Here is a 16,023-nt window from a genome sequence, read left to right as displayed (position 1 = left end):
GTAGACTCGTACCCGTCAACCCACGCGCGAAATCCTTGGAGTTACTGGTGCCCACAATCGTCGTCGAGGTCATGCCCAAGGCCGTTCTGCTCGATCCCCAGGGGAAGGCCGTCACCGGCGCCCTGCACCGCCTGGGAAACACCACCGTCTCCGAGGTGCGCATCGGCAAGCGCTTCGAGCTCACCGTCGAGGGCGAGGTGACCGACGCGCTGCTCGCCGAGGTGCAGACCTACGCCGACGAGATGTTCTCCAACTCGGTCATCGAAGACGTGGTGTCGATCGAGGTGGCGCAGTAATGCGCGTCGGCGTCATCACCTTCCCTGGGTCGCTCGACGACCGCGACGCCCAGCGCGCCGTGCGTCTCGCCGGTGCCAAGCCCGTCGCACTCTGGCACGGCGACCACGACCTGCACGGCGTCGACGCCCTCGTTTTGCCGGGCGGCTTCAGCTACGGCGACTACCTGCGCTGCGGCGCGATAGCCGCGCACTCCCCGATCATGGCCGAGGTCATCGACGCCGCGAACGCCGGAATGCCCGTGCTCGGCATCTGCAACGGCTTCCAGATGCTCGCCGAGGCGCACCTGCTCGCGGGCGGCCTGATCCGCAACGACCACGGCAACTTCATCTGCCGCGACCAGGGCCTGCGCGTCGAGAACACCTCCACCGCGTGGACCAACGACTTCGCGACCGGCGCCGAGATCACCATCCCGCTCAAGAACGGCGAGGGCGGCTTCATCGCCGACGCCGACACGATCAACCGGCTCGAGGGCGAAGGCCAGGTCGTCTTCCGCTACCTCGGCGTCAACCCGAACGGCTCGATCAACGACATCGCCGGCATCAGCAACGAGCGCGGAAACGTCGTCGGCCTCATGCCGCACCCCGAGCACGCCGTCGAGGCCGGCTTCGGCCCCGACACCGCGGCCGCAATGCGCTCCGGCGTCGACGGTCTCGCCATCTTCACCTCCGCGATCCGAGCACTCGCCTCGGTCTGACCGTGCCCCTGCCATGGACGCCCGTCCTGCCGATCAGCACGCCTCGGCTGCTGCTGCGTGCCCACACCGCTGACGACCTCGACGACCTGCTGCAGTTCCACTCCGACCCCGAGGTCGTGCGCTACCTGCCGTGGCCGGTGCGGTCGATCGACGAGACGCGGTTCGCGCTGCTCGCCAAAGTTCCGCAGGCGCGCGTCGACAGCGAGGGGCAGTGGCTCGTGCTGGCCGTCGAGCTCGCCGAGACCGGCCAGGTGATCGGCGAGGTCGTGCTCAAGTGCGTGTCCGAGACGGAGGGCGAGATCGGTTTCGCCCTGCACGCCGGGTTCCAGCGCGCGGGCTACGGCTACGAGGCGGCCAGCACCATGCTGTCGCTCGCGTTCGGCGAACTGGCGTTGACGCGGGTCACGGCCACCCTCGACGCCCGCAACGCCGCGTCGGCCGCGCTGCTCGAGAAGCTCGGCATGACGCGCGGCGAGCTCGTGCGCGACCGGCCGTTCAAGGGCGGCCTGGTCGACGAGCTGCACTACGCCATCGACGTCACGGACCACTTATAACGCCGCGCGCGCTGTTCCGCGCCCTGGCCCTCGCGGAGGCGGTCACCTGGACCCTGCTCATCGCGGGGATGCTGCTCAAGTACGTGTTCGTGCTGACCGACGTCGGGGTAAGCATCGGCGGAGGGCTGCACGGTTTCGCGTTCCTGGCGTTCGCCGCAGCATCCGTCATTCTGTCCGTCAACCAGCGCTGGAGCCCGCCCGTCACGCTGCTGGCCCTCGCGAGCGCGGTCGTTCCCTACGCGACGATCCCGGCCGAGCGCTGGCTCGAACGGCACGGACACCTCGACGGCGACTGGCGCCGGGTCGCCACCGGCCACCCGGGCGACGGCAGTGCCGTGAACCGGCTGCTGCGCTGGGCCCTGGCCAACACCGCGCTGTTCGTGGTGCTGATGGTCGTCGTCGTCGGCGGCGTATTCGTGGCGCTGCTCGTTGTCGGGCCGCCCGGCTCGTAGCGGCTAGTCGCGCCTGCCGTCGGTCTCGATGATCGGGATCGACGACGTGAGCAGGCTGGCGCGCTCTTCGGCCTGTGCGCTCCCGGTGAAGAGGCCGATCTGGTCGGTGTGGGTCTCGCTGGTCGGGGCGCTCTCGGCGCGCTGCTCGGACTGCACCATCTGCACGCGCGTGCGGGGAATCGCCGCGGGGTCCTGGGTCTGCAGCCACTCGACCATCTCCTCGCGGATGAAGCAGCGGAGGTCGAACAGGGTGGGCGCATCCACGGCCGTCACCAGAATCCGCACACGCACGAATCCGCCGGTCGCGTCGGTGACCTGCAGCACGCTCGCGCGGCCGTCCCAGATGTTGGTGCGGGCGAGGATCCTGTCGAGCTCGGCGCGCATGGCCACCGGGCTGACGCGCCAGTCGAGGTCGATCTCGACCGAGCCGAGCAGCTCGGAGCCGGAGCGCGTCCAGTTCTCGAACGGTGTCGACGTGAAGTAGGTGGAGGGGAGGACCATACGGCGGTCGTCCCAGATGTGCACGACCACGTAGGTGAGCGTGACCTCCTCGATGCGGCCCCACTCGCCCTCGGCGATCACGACGTCGTCGACGCGGATGGCATCGCTGAAGGCCAACTGCACGCCCGCGAAGACGTTCGCGAGGGTCGACTGGGCGGCGAGGCCCGCGACGATCGAGACGATGCCGGCGCTCGCCAGCACGCTCGCGCCGACAGCCTGCACGCCGGGGAAAGTCAGCAGGATCGAGCCGGCCGCGACGATCACGATCACGGCGAACGCGAGGCGGCGCACGATGGCGAGCTGGGTCTGGATGCGGCGGGCGACCCGGTTGTCGGGCACGTCGATGCGGTACCGGCCCATGCCGAGCCCGATGCCGAAGCTGACGATGGCGCCGATGAACCAGGCACCGACCGCGATGAGGGCGATGAGGAACGCGTGGTCGACCCAGTCCATGCCCGGCATGCTGAAGTTGATCGCGGCCCACGTGGCGATCACGGCGAGCAGCAGGCGGTAGGGGTGGCGCGCCTTGCTGGTGAGCGCGCGCGGCCACTCGCGCCGCTTCGTCGCCGCGACGACGATGAGCTTGGTGATCACCGCGACGACGAACGCCGCGGCGAGCGCGATGGCCACGGACGCCGCGAGGCCGAGCCAGGAATGCCAGTCGAACATGAATCTCTCCTAGGTGTTTGGGTCACGCACACCGTCGAGCGTCGAGCCTCAAGGGTAGCGGGGGCGGCTGGGCGGGCGCCCGGCGGCCGACGCGGGTGGCACCTGGGGCGCGGGGCCTGGGGCGCGTTTTGGTCGCTAGATGCTCGATGTTCGTTCAGATCGCGCAACTGGCGACCAAAAGTTGCGCTGGCCCGTGAGCTGTGGAGAAGATCCGCGGATGCTGCCGAGCCGGAGCAGGCTGGGGCATGGCCAGCCGTAAGAAACTTCCGCCGCAATGGCGCGAGCGGCCGTTCGCGGTCGGGGCGGCTCGCGCGGCCGGGATCACGGCGGGTCGGCTACGCGCCCGCGACCTTGAAGCCCCGTACCGCGGGGTGCGCTTCGACGCGGCCGGACAGGTCGAACTGTCGCGGTTCGGCGTCTTCCCGAGCACACGGGCCGCCGAAGAGTTTGCGGCGCTCATCGCCCGGTGCCGGTCATACGCTCCGCTGCTGCGCCCTGGCCAGTTCTTCAGCCACACGACCGCCGCCCGGCTCTGGAAAGCTCCGCTGCCTGCCCCGTTCACCGACGCCGAGCCGCTCGACGTCGCGACGCTCTCGCCGGGGCGCGCCCCACGAAGCGCTGGAATCACCGGGCACCAGGCGCCGGCCACCTCGCGCATTCTCGATCGGTTCGGCCTGCCCATCGGTGAACCGGCGAGCACCTGGATCTCGCTGGGAAGGCCGCTCGGGCTCGACGACTTGGTCGCGGTCGGTGACCACCTCGTGCTCGACCCTCTCGTGCTGGACCCCTCGGACGAGCGCCCGTACGCCACGATCGCCGAGCTGAGGGCGGCGGTCGAGGGCAGCTCCGGATGGGGTGCGCGGGCCGCGGCATCCGCGATCGAGCACGTCCGGGAGGGCGTCGAGTCGCGACCGGAGACGCACCTGCGGCTGCTGCTCGTGCGGGCCGGGCTGCCCGAACCCGAGGTGGGCGTCGACATCTACGACGACGCCGGCACGTGGCTCGGGCGCGCCGACCAGCTCTTCCGAGAGTGGAAGGTGATCAGCGAGTTCGACGGCGAGCAGCACCGCACCAGCAGCGCGCAATACGACCGTGACGAGACCCGCATCGAGAACTTCCACCGGGCGGGCTACGCGACGGTGCGCATCCGCAAGGGCCAGCTCTTCGGCCGCCCGCGCGAGGCGGTCGACCGGGTCGGGCGCGCGCTGCGTGCCGCCGGCTGGCCCGGCTGAGCGCACTTTTGGTCGCCAGATGCTCGATGGCCGGGCGACTTAGAGCATCTAGCGACCAAAACCGCCGGAGGGGCGGCGGGCGGACGCGGCGGGGGCGGGCCTGCCGCCCCCGCCCAGCACCCCGGCCCTGCCGCCGGTAGACTGGGGGCTTCCGGCATCCGTCAACTCTGGGAGTTCTCAATCGTGACCGTTACCACCCCCTCCAGAGGCGTCGCCGACACCGTCTCGAACGCTATCGCCACCCCCGAGAAGGAGCAGCCGTACGGCGCCCTCGGGTTGAAGGAGGACGAGTACCTCGCGATCCGCGAGATCCTCGGGCGGCGTCCCACGAGCGGCGAGCTCGCGATGTACTCGGTGATGTGGAGCGAGCACTGCTCGTACAAGTCGAGCAAGAACTACCTGCGCCAGTTCGGCCAGAAGGTCAGCCCGACCATGAAGAAGAACCTCATGGTGGGTATGGGCGAGAACGCCGGCGTCGTCGACGTGGGCGAGGGCTGGGCGGTCACGTTCAAGATCGAGAGCCACAACCACCCGAGCTTCATCGAGCCGTTCCAGGGCGCCGCGACCGGCGTCGGCGGCATCGTGCGCGACATCATCTCGATGGGCGCCCGCCCGGTCGCCGTGATGGACGCCCTGCGCTTCGGCGCTATCGACCACCCCGACACGGCCCGCGTCGTGCACGGCGTCGTCGCCGGCATCAGCCACTACGGCAACTGCCTCGGACTTCCGAACATCGGCGGCGAGACCTACTTCGACTCCGTGTACCAGGCCAACCCGCTCGTGAACGCGCTGGCCGTTGGCGTGCTCCGCCACGAAGACCTGCACCTCGCCAACGCGCGCGGCGTGGGCAACAAGGTCGTGCTGTTCGGCGCCCGCACCGGCGCCGACGGCATCGGCGGAGCATCCATTCTGGCGTCCGACACCTTCGACGCGTCCGGCCCGACCAAGCGACCGGCCGTACAGGTCGGCGACCCCTTCGCCGAGAAGGTGCTCATCGAGTGCTGCCTCGAGCTGTTCCAGCAGAAGCTCGTCGAGGGCATCCAGGACCTCGGTGCGGCCGGAATCTCGTGCGCGACCAGCGAGCTCGCCTCCAACGGCGACGGCGGCATGTTCATCGAGCTCGAAAAGGTGCTGCTGCGCGACCCGTCGATGACCGCGGAAGAGATTCTGATGTCGGAGAGCCAGGAGCGCATGATGGCGATCGTGACGCCCGAGAAGCTCGAGGGCTTCCTGAAGGTCGTCGAGAAGTGGGACGTCGAGACCAGCGTGCTCGGCGAGGTCACCGACACCGGCCGCCTGATCATCAACTGGAACGGCGAGGAGATCGTCAACGTTCTGCCCCGCACGGTCGCGGTCGACGGCCCGGTGTACGACCGCCCCGTCGCCTACCCGACCTGGATCGATGCGCTGCAGGCCGACACCGCCGCGACACTCGCGCGCCCGACATCCGGCGACGAGCTGAAGAGCCAGACGCTCGAGCTGCTCGCCAGCCCGAACCTCGCCGACAAGAGCTGGATCACCAACCAGTACGACCGCTACGTGATGGGCAACACCGCCCTGAGCTTCCCCGACGACGGCGGCATGGTGCGCATCGACGAGGAGAGCGGCCTCGGCTTCGCGGTCGCGACCGACGCCAACGGACGCTACTGCCAGCTCGACCCGGCCCAGGGAGCCAAGCTCGCCCTCGCCGAGGCGTACCGCAACGTGGCCGTCACCGGCGCGACGCCGGTCGCCGTCAGCGACTGCCTCAACTTCGGCAGTCCCGAGAACCCCGAGGTCATGTGGCAGTTCGCCCAGACCGTCGAGGCGCTGAGCGACGCGTGCCTCGAGCTCGACATCCCGGTGACCGGCGGCAACGTTTCGTTCTACAACCAGACCGGCGACGTGCCGATCCACCCGACCCCCGTCATCGCCGTGCTCGGCGTGATGGACGACGTCGCCAAGCGCATCCCCAGCGGCTGGCAGGACGAGGGCAACAACATCTACCTGCTCGGCACCACGGCGCTCGAGCTCGACGGCTCGGCCTGGGCCGGCACGATCCACAACCACCTCGGCGGGCGCCCGCCGGCGGTCGACCTCGCCGCCGAGATGCGCCTTGCCCAGCTGATCGCGGCGGGCGGCGAGCAGAGCCTCATCGCCTCGGCGCACGACCTTGCCGACGGCGGCCTCGCGCAGGCCCTCGCCGAGGCCGTTCTGCGCTTCGGCGTTGGCGCGCGCGTCTGGCTCACCGAGATCATGCAGCGAGACGGTGTGGATGCGGCCACGGCACTCTTCAGCGAATCGAGCGGCCGGGTGCTGGTGTCGGTTCCGCGCGAAGACGACGTGCGCTTCCAGGGCCTGTGCGAGGGACGCGGCTACCCGGTGCTGCGCATCGGCGTCACCGACAACTCGGGCGAGCTCGAGGTTCAGGGCGAATTCACCGCGTCGATCGCGGAACTGCAGCAGGCGCACCGCGGAACGCTCGCCGACGCGTTCGGCGCGATCGTCGGGTACTGACGAGCTGACCCCGCCGGAGGTCGCGCTTGTTGCGCCGTTTGGGGCAGTCGAGAGACTTAAATGCCCCAAATGACGCAATCTGATGATCCGTGCGGGGGTTTCGATACGGTCGCTGAGCGACCTACTCAACCGGCGTTAGTTTCGGCGGGCTCAGCTGGCGGCTACGTCGAAGGGGATACCCGTCCACAGTTCGCTCTGCGCCCAGAGGTACGCGCCGAACTCGGGCGAGGCGCTCGAGACGACGGGCCGCTGCAGCACGGGACGCCCCCGGGTGAGGAACTCCGGCCCGACGTACTCGCCGCCGACCACGGTGGGGTCGAGCAGGGCCCGCACGGTCGACGCGGCGCCGCGGTTCTTGCCCTGCGCACCCACGGCGATCGACGCGCCGTAGAGCCGGTCGCCCGCACCGCGCGACGCAATGCCGGGGCGCTGGGGGGTAAGCCCGTCGACCGCGTAGCCGGGGTGAGCGAGCACGCCGGCGACCCCGGCCGACGCCGCCCGCGAGCGACGGTCGAGCTCGAGGGTGAAGCCGTGGATCGCGTGCTTCGAGAACGCGTAGGCGCGGAAGAAGCCGTACCTGCGCTCGCTCAGCAGGTCGGCGGGGTCGAGCCGTACCAGCTCGGTCGACAGGCTGCCGAGCCCGACGACCCGGCTCTCGGGCGTGCGGGCGAGGATCGGCCAAGCGCGGGCCGTGAGCGCGAAGTGCCCCACGTAGTTGGTCGCGAGCACGAGTTCGAGGCCGTCGTCGGTCTCCTGGCGGTCGCGTGACCCGGTGACGGTTCCGGCGTTGAGCACGAGACCGTCGAGCCGGTCGAAGTCGGCGATCGCGCGGCCGGCCGTCTCGGCCGATTCGAGCGACGACAGGTCGACGGTGATGCGGTCGAGGGATGCGCGGCCGAGACGCGCGCGGATCGATCGGATCGCAGCATCCGCCTTCTTTCCGTCGCGCGAAGCGAGAACGACGTGCGCTCCGGTGGAGGCGAGCTGTTCGGCGGTGAAATAGCCGAGTCCGGCATTGCCGCCGGTGACGACGTAGACCCGGCCGCGCCTATCGGGCAGCCGGCCGGGGTGCCAGGTCATGCGTCGATCGGGTCGGTGTCGGTGGAGAGGCCGTCGGGGAGGTCGTCGATGAGGTCGGTCGTCGCGATCGCACCGGTCGACGCAATCGACTGGTGGTGGTGGATGACTTCGGCGACGATGAAGTTCAGAAACTTCTCGGCGAAGGCGGGGTCGAGGTGGCTCTCCTCGGCGAGGGCGCGCAGGCGGGCGATCTGCACCTTCTCGCGCTCGGGATCGGACGCGGCCATGCCGGTCGCGGCCTTGAGCCGGCCGACCTGCTGGGTGAACTTGAAGCGCTCGGCGAGCAGATGCACGAGGGCCGCGTCAATGTTGTCGATGCTCTGGCGAAGCCCCGTGAGCTCGGCCGAACCTGTCTCGTCGTCTGCCATTGTTCGAGACTACTGGGTGACCAGAGTTCGACGAGACAGACGGATGCGCTGCTGCGTGAAGAGAATGCCGACGAACACGAGAGCGGCTCCGGCGGGCTGGTTGAGGGAGAAGGTCTCGCCCAGAACGAGCACGCCGAGCAGGACTCCCACGACCGGTGTGATGTAGGTGACGGTCGACGCGTTGGTCGGACCCCACGCGCGCAACACGTTGATGTTCCAGATGTACGCGACGCCGGTGCCGAGCACACCGAGGGTCAGCAGGCTCGCGACGATACCGGTGTCGAGGACGACCGGCTGCCAGGCGATGACCGGGGTGAGGAGCAGCATGATCGCCCCGGCGACCCCGATGTTGAGGAATGCGAAGCTCGTGCCCGGGATCGGGCGGTGGCTGAGGAACCGGCGGGTGTAGCCGAAGCTGAAGCCGTAGCAGGTGGCGGCGAGCAGGCAGGCGAGCTGCCCGGCAAGGTCGCCGGTGAACGCGGCGTGCTGCCACGGGGCGATGATCACGATGACGCCGGCGATGCCGATGCCGATGCCGAGCACCTGCCCGCGGTTCAGCTTCTCGACGTGGAAGGCGAGCGTCACCATGAGCGCCGTGGTGATCGGGGTGACGGCGTTGTAGATGCTCGCGAGGCCCGACGACACGTACTGCTCCGCCCACGCGAAAGCGAGGTGCGGGATGACGCAGTTAGTGAACGCGATCACAAGGAAGTGCAGGTAGACCACCCGCTCGCGCGGCAGCCGCTGGCGGGTGACCAGCACGATCACGCCGAGGGTGAGGCCGCCGAGAACCAGGCGCGACCAGGCCACCTGGTAGAACGAGACGCCGTCGAGGGCGATCTTCATAAACAGGAAGCTGGCGCCCCAGACGAGCCCCATGCCCACGAACTGCAGAACTATGGAGAGGTTGCGGGTGGGGGTTGTCGTCGACGGCACGTATGGACGATACCCTCAGCCTCCGTCGGGCGCCGCACGCAAACGGACGGGTTCTGCGCCATAAGCTGCCAATCGCGACTCGAGGCCGGCGCGCACCGCGGGCCACTCGTCGACGACGACCGAGAAGATGGCCGAGTCGCGCCAGGTGCCGTCTGCGCGACGGCGGTCGCGGCGAACGATCCCCTCGAACTGCGCGCCGATCTTGCTGATCGCGGCGCGGGACCGCTCGTTGAGCACGTCGGCCTGTAGCTTCACGCGGCCGAACCCGTTGTCGAACGCGGCCCCGAGCAGCAGCAGCTTCGCCTCGGCGTTGACGGCAGTACCCCAGACGCGCGGGTCGTAGGCGGTCCAGCCGATGTGGGCGTGCTCGAGATCGAGGTCGAAATCGCCGAGCGTCGACGTGCCGACGAGCAGGCCGTCGTTCTCGCCGCCGACCAGGCGCACGGCGTGCACGTTGCTGCGCTCCCACGCGAAGTAGGAGTCGGCGAACGCGGTGAAGTCGGCGAGGTTGTCGGGGTAACCCTCCGGCCCGCCGCCGAATCCGCCGGAAAAGACGAGCGGATGCCCGATGGCCGTGAACAGGTCGGGTACGTCTGTCTTCAGCAGGGGATCGAGACGGACGAAGTCGCCGACGAGCGGGGTGCGGGGCGGACGGACGGCGGTCATGCGCCAACTGTACGGTCCCTGAGCTTGTCGAAGGGCCTGACGGGCAGGGCTCCCTTCGACAAGCTCAGGGACCGGAGAAGCTCAGGGACCGGCAGGGTCGACTAGTCGACCAGCGTGATCGTGACCTCGATGTTGCCGCGGGTCGCGTTCGAGTACGGGCAGACCTGGTGTGCGGCGTCGGCCAGCTCCTGGCGCTGTTCGACGGGCACGTTCGGCGTGTAGACGTGCAGTTCGACCTCGAGGCCGAATCCGCCCTCGCCGTTCGAGCCGATGCCGACGCTCGACGACACCGCGGAGTCCTTGGTGTCGATCTTCAGCTTCCTGCCTACGGCGTGGATCGCGCTGAGGAAGCAGGCGGCGTAGCCCGCGGCGAAAAGCTGCTCGGGGTTGGTTCCCTCGCCGTTGCCGCCCATCTCCTTGGGCGGGCGGGTGTCGAGGTCGAGAAGGTCGTCCTCCGAACGGACGTGGCCGTCGCGGCCGCCTCCGGTTGCGTGGGCGATGGCCGTGTATGCGATTTCCATTACTGCAGTCGACTCCTCGTAGCTGTGCGTCAGGGTCAAGCGTCGCTCAGGATCGCGTGGTATTGCGTCAGTTAATCAGGTCGTGCCGCACGACGATCGCCTCACGGCCGGGGCCGACACCGATCGCCGAGATGCGCGCGCCGCTGATGGCCTCGATGGCGAGAACGTAGTCCTGCGCCTTCTGCGGCAGGTCTTCGAAGTTGCGCGCGCCGGTGATGTCTTCCTGCCAGCCGTCGAACTCCTCGTAGATCGGCACGGCGTGGTGGAAGTCGCTCTGCGACGCCGGAACCTCGTCGACCCGCACTCCGTCGACGGAGTACGCGACGCACACGGGGATCTTCTCGAGCCCTGAGAGCACGTCGAGCTTGGTCATCACGAAGTCGGTGACGCCGTTGATACGCGCCGAATAGCGGGCGATCGGAGCGTCGTACCAGCCGGTGCGACGGGGGCGGCCGGTGGTGGTGCCGAACTCGAAGCCCTTCTGGCGCAGCCACTCGCCGTCTTCGCCGTGCAGCTCGGTGGGGAACGGGCCGGCTCCGACGCGCGTCGTGTACGCCTTGACGATGCCGATCACGCGGTCGATGCGGTTCGGTCCGATGCCCGAGCCGGTCGACGCTCCGCCGGAGGTGGAATTCGAGGAGGTGACGAACGGGTACGTGCCGTGGTCGACATCCAGCATCGTCGCCTGGCCGCCCTCGAACAGAACGATCTTCTGCGCGTCGAGCGCGTCGTTGAGGACCAGCGCCGTGTCGGCGACCATGGGACGCAGACGCTCGGCGTACGACAGCAGGTTGCTGACGATCTCGTCGACCTCGATGGCGCGGCGGTTGTAGATCTTCACCAGCAGGTGGTTCTTCTGGTGCAGCGCACCCTCCACCTTCTGGCGCAGGATGTTCTCGTCGAACAGGTCTTGGATGCGGATTCCGACGCGGTTGATCTTGTCGGCGTAGGCCGGTCCAATGCCGCGGCCGGTGGTGCCGATCTGGCGCTTGCCGAGGAAGCGCTCGGTGACCTTGTCGAGTGTGCGGTGGTACTGGGTGATGACGTGCGCGTTCGAGCTGATCAGCAGGCGCGAGACGTCGACGCCGCGGGCGATCAGCGCGTCGAGCTCTTCGAACAGCACCTCGATGTCGATGACGACGCCGTTCGAGATGACGGGGATGACGCCCTCGCTCAGGATGCCGGACGGCAGCAGGTGCAGCGCGTACTTGTCGCCGTCGATGACGACGGTGTGGCCGGCGTTGTTTCCGCCGTTGAATTTCACGACGTAGTCGATGCGGCTGCCGAGCAGGTCGGTGGCCTTGCCCTTGCCCTCATCGCCCCACTGGGCGCCAATGATGACGATAGCTGGCATGGGATGCCTCTCGTTTGAACGGGATTAGACCCAATTCTAACCGCCAGCCGCGTGAACACGATCTTGCACAACGCTGTGCAAGTTATTACAATCGAACGAGTGACCGACACCACCACCCGCACCCCCCGGCGCGACGCGACGCAGAACCGCGCCGCACTCATCGACGCCGCGAAGGTGGTGCTGAATCAGAATCCGGATGCCCCGCTCGAAACGATCGCGGCCGAGGCGGGTTTGAGCCGCCGCTCGGTCTACGGGCACTTCGCGAGCCGCGACGACCTGCTGCGCGAACTGGTCTCGGTCGGATCGCGCCGTGTCGCCGCCGCACTCGAGGCGGTCACCCACCCCGACCCGCTCGTGCGCCTTGCCCTGATCGCGTCGCGGCTCTGGCACGAGGTGGAAGACGTGCGCGTGATGACCGTCTTCACCGTGCGCAGCGGCCTCAAGCACCACATCGACGAGGCGCTCGAGCCGCTGCGTCGCGGCGTGCTCGACGCCATCCACACCGGCCGCGACGACGGCACCATCCGCGACGACATCTCGGCCGAGCGGCTCGCCCGCCTCATGGAGGACGCTATGTTCTCGGTGCTCGAGGAGTCCACGGAACATCCGCTCCCCGAAGCAGACGGACACCGGCTCGTCATCCTCTCCACCCTCGGCAGTATCGGCCTGGGCTGGAAAGACGCGAACCGCTTCGTCGATTCCCACCCCGAACTCGCCTGGAAGGCGGCATCCTGATGCGCATCGCACTCGAATCGGCGGCGATCGGCGAGGGCCTCGGCGCCTCCGTCCCTCCGCTCAGCATCACCATCGCCGACGGCGAGGTCTCGGTGCTCGCCGTCGAAACCGCCGAACGCCCCCTGCTCGTCTCGCTGCTGCTCGGCGGGCGCATCAAGCCGGACTCCGGCCGCGTCACGATCGACGGCAGCGACGACCTCGACGAACTGCGCAGGAGCACCGCCCTGGTCGACACCCCCGTGGTCGCCGAGCCGACGGCGGGGCTCAGCCTCGCGAGCATCGTGGCCGAAGAGTTCTCGTTCGCCGCGCTGCCCTCGTCGCGCCGGGCCGTGCGGGACTTCCTCGACAGCGCCGGCATCGGCGAGTACGGTGCCGTGCCGGTGCGCGCCCTGCCTCCCGCACGCCGCACCCGCATGTTCAGCGAACTCGCGCTGCTGCGCCCGGGCGTCGAGGCGCTCATCGTGACCTCGCCCGAGCGCCACGGCGGCGATCCGGCCGAGTGGTACGAGAACCTCGCCGCCATCGCCCGGCGCGGCGTCACCATCGCCGTCGTCACCGACGCCGCCACCCGCGGCATCCTCCTCTCCTACGGCGCGCGCGACGCGTTGCTGCCGATCCCCGATTCACTCGAGGCCGCTTCGACAACCTCAGCGACCGAAGAAAGCCAGTCATGATCATCACCCTCGTCCGCACCGAGCTCGCGCGGCTCACCTCGAGCAAGATGGGCATCCTCTCGCTCGTCGCCCTCATGACGGTGCCCCTCGTTTACGGCGGCCTCTACTTGTGGGGCAACCAAGACCCCTACAGCCGACTCGACCAGATTCCCGCGGCCCTGGTGGTGGACGATACGGGGGCGACGAACGACGACGGTGAGGCCGTCAACTACGGGCAGGATGCCGCGGACGAACTGCTCGACGGCATGGACTTCGGCTGGGTCGAGGTCAGCGCCGCGCAGGCCAAGGCGGGCATTGTCTCGGGGAAGTACGACTTCGGGCTCACCTTCCCGAAGAACTTCTCCACCGATCTGGTTTCGGCGGGCGGCGACGACCCGACGGCCGCGAAGCTCGCGCTCACGACGAGCGACACCAACAGCTACCTGAGCTCGACGCTCGCCGAGCGCGCTGCGGAGGCCGTGCGGGTCAAGGTCGCGGAACAGCTCGGCGAGGAGGCGGCCGGAACGCTGCTCGATTCGCTCGAGCAGGTGCGCGAGGGGCTCATCGACGCCGCCGACGGCGCCAAGCAGCTGTCCGACGGTGCGGCCACGGCGGCCACGGGCGCGTCGACCCTCGCCGAGGGTGCCGCGAGCGCGGCCTCGGGCGCCGCCAGTCTCAGCACCGGAAACGCGTCGCTGTCGAGCGGCGCGAGCAAGCTCAGCTCGGGGCTCACTCAGCTCGACAAGTCGGCCGCGGCCCTGCCGTCGGCCACGGCGACGCTCGCCACCGGCGCGGCTTCCGTGGCCTCGGGGGCGAGCCAGGCGGCGACCGGGGAGGCCGCCCTCCTCACGCCGGCCGCCCAGGCCAGCCAGCTCTCCGCAGCGGTGCAGACCGAGGCGACGGCCGCGTTCGCCGACGGCATCGTCACGCCCGACGAGAGCCAGAGCATCCAGACGAAGCTCGGACAGGTGGCCGCCCTCACGGCCGGCGTCAGCAGCGGTGTCACCAAGATCGCCCCCGGGCTCACCACCCTCTCGTCGGGCGCGGCGCAGGTCTCCGCCGGAACCAACACGCTCAACGCTCAGGCCCCCGTACTGGCGAACGCCGTGCACACGGCGGCGACGGGAGCGGCGACCCTCGCGAGCGGCGCGAAGTCCGCAGCATCCGGCGCATCAAGTCTCGCGACCGGAACCGCACAGCTCTCGACCGGCGCAACCGACCTCTCGACCGGCGTCGCCTCGCTCGCCTCCGGCTCGAGCGAGCTGAGCACCTCGCTCGGCGACGCCGTCGTCAAGATCCCGGGATCCACCGACGCCGAACGCTCCAAGGCCGCGGCCGCGATCGCCGACCCCGTGCTCGTGAAGCGCACGTCGCTCACCGAGGCGGAGAACTACGGCGCAGGCCTAGCCCCGTTCTTCATCACGCTCGCCGCGTGGATCGGAATGTACGCGCTGTTCCTGCTCGTGCGGCCGCTGTCGCGCCGTGCGCTGACCGCAGTGCGCCGACCGGTGCGCACGGCACTCGCCGGCTGGCTCACCCCCGCGCTGCTCGGCGTGCTGCAGGTCGCCGCGCTGTTCGCGATCGTCACCTTCGGCCTCGGCATGGACTCGGCGAACCCGCTCGCCCTGCTCGGCTTCCTCGCGTTCATCTCGATCACGTTCGCGTCGATCATCCTGGCGTTGAACGTGTGGCTCGGCAGTGTCGGCCAGTTCATCGGCCTCATTCTGATGGTGGTGCAGCTGGTGACCGCCGGCGGCACGTTCCCCTGGCAGACGCTGCCCGCGCCGCTCGCGTTCATCCACCAGGGCCTGCCGATGAGCCACGCCGTCGACGGCGTGCGGCAGCTGATGTACGGCGGATCCCCGGCCGCCTTCTGGGCGACGGTGCTGCCGCTCGCGGCGTGGCTGCTGATCTCGCTCGCTGCCTCGGCGCTCGGCGCGCTCAAGCAGGGACGGTTCCGCACCCTGCGCGAGCTGCGCCCGAGCCCGATCGGCGCCTAGCCAGACCGGTCCCTGGGCCTGTCGAAGGGTCGCTTCGACGGGCTCAGCGACCGAAGGCGACGTGCTGGGTGACCCAGGCGTGCATCGCGACCGCGGCCGCGGCGGAGGCGTTGAGGCTCCGGGTCGAGCCGAACTGGCTGATCTCCACCTGCACGTCGCTGGCGGCGAGCGCCTCTGACGTAAGCCCTGGCCCCTCCTGTCCGAACAGCAGCACGCACCGCTCGGGGAAGTCGAAGGTCTCGATCAGCACGGCGCCCTCCATGTTGTCGATGGCGACGATGGGCAGGTGTGCCTCGCGGGCCCATAAAACGAAGGCCGCGACATCCGGATGATTCATAACGTGCTGGTACCTGTCGGTGACCATGGCGCCCCGCTTGTTCCAGCGGCGGCGGCCGATGATGTGCACGGTATCGGCGGCGAACGCGTTGGCGCTGCGCACGATCGACCCGATGTTCATGTCGTGCTGCCAGTTCTCGATGGCGACGTGGAAGCCGTGCCGGTGCTCGTCGAGATCGGCCACGATCGCGGCCATCGTCCAGTAGCGGTAGCGGTCGATCACGTTGCGCGAGTCGCCGTTGGCCAGCAGTTCGGGGTCCCAGTGGTCGCCGTCCGGCAGGTCGCCACGCCACGGCCCCACCCCGTTGGTCGTCAATTCGACGGAGGGGTTGTCGTTGTTATCGGCCACCTGTCGACAGTAGTACGACGCCGGTACCCACTCGTTGCGTCAGCGCTGGCCAACCATGGGATTTCGGCCGATTCCGGCATACAATCGTCGGACGCGATTGAGAACCTTTCATGTCGCTACGAAATGTCAT

General features: G+C 69.1%; 17 protein-coding genes. 9 read left to right on the top strand and 8 right to left on the bottom strand.

Going from position 1 to position 16,023, the window contains the following annotated elements; all coding sequences use genetic code 11:
- Positions 1 to 47: 47 nt before the first annotated feature.
- Genes purS through IEV96_RS12715 form a run of 4 tightly spaced genes read left to right on the top strand, consistent with a single transcriptional unit; the run spans position 48 to position 1,997 of the window.
- A complete protein-coding gene (gene purS / locus IEV96_RS12730; protein ID WP_188510935.1) occupies positions 48 to 296 on the top strand; it encodes a phosphoribosylformylglycinamidine synthase subunit PurS in 249 nt (82 codons plus the stop codon).
- A complete protein-coding gene (purQ, locus tag IEV96_RS12725) occupies positions 296 to 991 on the top strand; it encodes a phosphoribosylformylglycinamidine synthase subunit PurQ (RefSeq protein WP_188510934.1) in 696 nt (231 codons plus the stop codon). Before purS ends, purQ begins: the two co-directional genes overlap by 1 nt.
- Before the next feature lie 2 nt (positions 992 to 993).
- Positions 994 to 1,545 carry a GNAT family N-acetyltransferase gene (locus tag IEV96_RS12720; protein ID WP_229733298.1) on the top strand — a complete coding sequence of 184 codons (552 nt, stop codon included), beginning with the start codon at positions 994 to 996 and terminating at the stop codon, positions 1,543 to 1,545.
- Entirely contained in the window at positions 1,542 to 1,997 is a 456-nt protein-coding gene (locus IEV96_RS12715; RefSeq protein ID WP_188511263.1) for a DUF3817 domain-containing protein, read from the top strand. The genes IEV96_RS12720 and IEV96_RS12715 overlap by 4 nt, the downstream gene beginning before the upstream one ends.
- Before the next feature lie 3 nt (positions 1,998 to 2,000).
- On the opposite strand, the gene IEV96_RS12710 is transcribed toward IEV96_RS12715, so the two are convergent.
- Complete coding sequence (locus IEV96_RS12710; RefSeq protein ID WP_188510933.1) at positions 2,001 to 3,167, bottom strand: mechanosensitive ion channel family protein; 1,167 nt, start codon at positions 3,165 to 3,167, stop codon at positions 2,001 to 2,003.
- A 245-nt stretch (positions 3,168 to 3,412) separates the two neighbouring features.
- Between IEV96_RS12710 and IEV96_RS12705 the strand changes: the two genes are divergently transcribed.
- Entirely contained in the window at positions 3,413 to 4,399 is a 987-nt protein-coding gene (locus IEV96_RS12705; RefSeq protein WP_188510932.1) for a putative endonuclease domain-containing protein, read from the top strand.
- Between the two features lie 180 nt (positions 4,400 to 4,579).
- On the top strand, positions 4,580 to 6,895 hold the full coding sequence (gene purL, locus IEV96_RS12700) for a phosphoribosylformylglycinamidine synthase subunit PurL (protein ID WP_188511262.1): 2,316 nt from the start codon (positions 4,580 to 4,582) through the stop codon (positions 6,893 to 6,895).
- A 150-nt stretch (positions 6,896 to 7,045) separates the two neighbouring features.
- Here purL and IEV96_RS12695 read toward each other — a convergent pair whose 3' ends face one another.
- The 6 genes from IEV96_RS12695 to IEV96_RS12670 form a co-directional block, all read right to left on the bottom strand.
- The gene (locus IEV96_RS12695; RefSeq protein ID WP_188510931.1) at positions 7,046 to 7,975 is read right to left on the bottom strand and encodes an SDR family NAD(P)-dependent oxidoreductase; all 930 of its coding nucleotides are present in this window, start codon (positions 7,973 to 7,975) and stop codon (positions 7,046 to 7,048) included.
- Positions 7,972 to 8,343, bottom strand: coding sequence for a chorismate mutase (locus IEV96_RS12690; RefSeq protein WP_188510930.1), 372 nt, complete (start codon positions 8,341 to 8,343; stop codon positions 7,972 to 7,974). Before IEV96_RS12690 ends, IEV96_RS12695 begins: the two co-directional genes overlap by 4 nt.
- A gap of 9 nt (positions 8,344 to 8,352) precedes the next feature.
- Positions 8,353 to 9,279, bottom strand: coding sequence for a DMT family transporter (locus tag IEV96_RS12685; RefSeq protein WP_308419484.1), 927 nt, complete (start codon positions 9,277 to 9,279; stop codon positions 8,353 to 8,355).
- Positions 9,280 to 9,294: 15 nt separating this feature from the next.
- Positions 9,295 to 9,945 carry a GNAT family N-acetyltransferase gene (locus IEV96_RS12680; protein WP_188510929.1) on the bottom strand — a complete coding sequence of 217 codons (651 nt, stop codon included), beginning with the start codon at positions 9,943 to 9,945 and terminating at the stop codon, positions 9,295 to 9,297.
- 101 nt (positions 9,946 to 10,046) lie between these two features.
- Positions 10,047 to 10,466 (bottom strand): organic hydroperoxide resistance protein, encoded by a 420-nt coding sequence (locus IEV96_RS12675; RefSeq protein ID WP_188510928.1) that lies wholly within the window; start codon positions 10,464 to 10,466, stop codon positions 10,047 to 10,049.
- A gap of 67 nt (positions 10,467 to 10,533) precedes the next feature.
- A complete protein-coding gene (locus tag IEV96_RS12670) occupies positions 10,534 to 11,820 on the bottom strand; it encodes an adenylosuccinate synthase (RefSeq protein ID WP_188510927.1) in 1,287 nt (428 codons plus the stop codon).
- 99 nt (positions 11,821 to 11,919) lie between these two features.
- Between IEV96_RS12670 and IEV96_RS12665 the strand changes: the two genes are divergently transcribed.
- The 3 genes from IEV96_RS12665 to IEV96_RS12655 are packed head-to-tail and all read left to right on the top strand — an operon-like array spanning position 11,920 to position 15,208.
- Positions 11,920 to 12,555, top strand: coding sequence for a TetR/AcrR family transcriptional regulator (locus IEV96_RS12665; protein WP_188510926.1), 636 nt, complete (start codon positions 11,920 to 11,922; stop codon positions 12,553 to 12,555).
- Positions 12,555 to 13,229, top strand: a complete 675-nt coding sequence (locus IEV96_RS12660; RefSeq protein ID WP_188510925.1) for a hypothetical protein — start codon at positions 12,555 to 12,557, stop codon at positions 13,227 to 13,229. Before IEV96_RS12665 ends, IEV96_RS12660 begins: the two co-directional genes overlap by 1 nt.
- Positions 13,226 to 15,208, top strand: coding sequence for a YhgE/Pip family protein (locus IEV96_RS12655; RefSeq protein WP_188510924.1), 1,983 nt, complete (start codon positions 13,226 to 13,228; stop codon positions 15,206 to 15,208). Before IEV96_RS12660 ends, IEV96_RS12655 begins: the two co-directional genes overlap by 4 nt.
- 43 nt (positions 15,209 to 15,251) lie before the next feature.
- On the opposite strand, the gene IEV96_RS12650 is transcribed toward IEV96_RS12655, so the two are convergent.
- Positions 15,252 to 15,893, bottom strand: a complete 642-nt coding sequence (locus tag IEV96_RS12650) for a TrmH family RNA methyltransferase (protein ID WP_188510923.1) — start codon at positions 15,891 to 15,893, stop codon at positions 15,252 to 15,254.
- Positions 15,894 to 16,023: the final 130 nt, after the last annotated feature.

The sequence above is a fragment of the Conyzicola nivalis genome, from assembly GCF_014639655.1.
Lineage (GTDB): Bacteria > Actinomycetota > Actinomycetes > Actinomycetales > Microbacteriaceae > Conyzicola > Conyzicola nivalis.
The sequence above is the reverse complement of the archived record's forward strand: the minus strand, read 5'-3'. Positions and strand labels throughout refer to the sequence as shown.

What these genes read in the sequence shown, in the direction of transcription:
- purQ (WP_188510934.1), top strand. Translation starts at nt 296, where the DNA reads ATGCGCGTCGGCGTCATCACCTTCCCTGGGTCGCTCGACGACCGCGAC.
- IEV96_RS12710 (WP_188510933.1), bottom strand. Translation starts at nt 3,167, where the DNA reads ATGTTCGACTGGCATTCCTGGCTCGGCCTCGCGGCGTCCGTGGCCATC.
- IEV96_RS12705 (WP_188510932.1), top strand. Translation starts at nt 3,413, where the DNA reads ATGGCCAGCCGTAAGAAACTTCCGCCGCAATGGCGCGAGCGGCCGTTC.
- IEV96_RS12695 (WP_188510931.1), bottom strand. Translation starts at nt 7,975, where the DNA reads ATGACCTGGCACCCCGGCCGGCTGCCCGATAGGCGCGGCCGGGTCTAC.
- IEV96_RS12690 (WP_188510930.1), bottom strand. Translation starts at nt 8,343, where the DNA reads ATGGCAGACGACGAGACAGGTTCGGCCGAGCTCACGGGGCTTCGCCAG.
- IEV96_RS12680 (WP_188510929.1), bottom strand. Translation starts at nt 9,945, where the DNA reads ATGACCGCCGTCCGTCCGCCCCGCACCCCGCTCGTCGGCGACTTCGTC.
- IEV96_RS12675 (WP_188510928.1), bottom strand. Translation starts at nt 10,466, where the DNA reads ATGGAAATCGCATACACGGCCATCGCCCACGCAACCGGAGGCGGCCGC.
- IEV96_RS12670 (WP_188510927.1), bottom strand. Translation starts at nt 11,820, where the DNA reads ATGCCAGCTATCGTCATCATTGGCGCCCAGTGGGGCGATGAGGGCAAG.
- IEV96_RS12660 (WP_188510925.1), top strand. Translation starts at nt 12,555, where the DNA reads ATGCGCATCGCACTCGAATCGGCGGCGATCGGCGAGGGCCTCGGCGCC.
- IEV96_RS12655 (WP_188510924.1), top strand. Translation starts at nt 13,226, where the DNA reads ATGATCATCACCCTCGTCCGCACCGAGCTCGCGCGGCTCACCTCGAGC.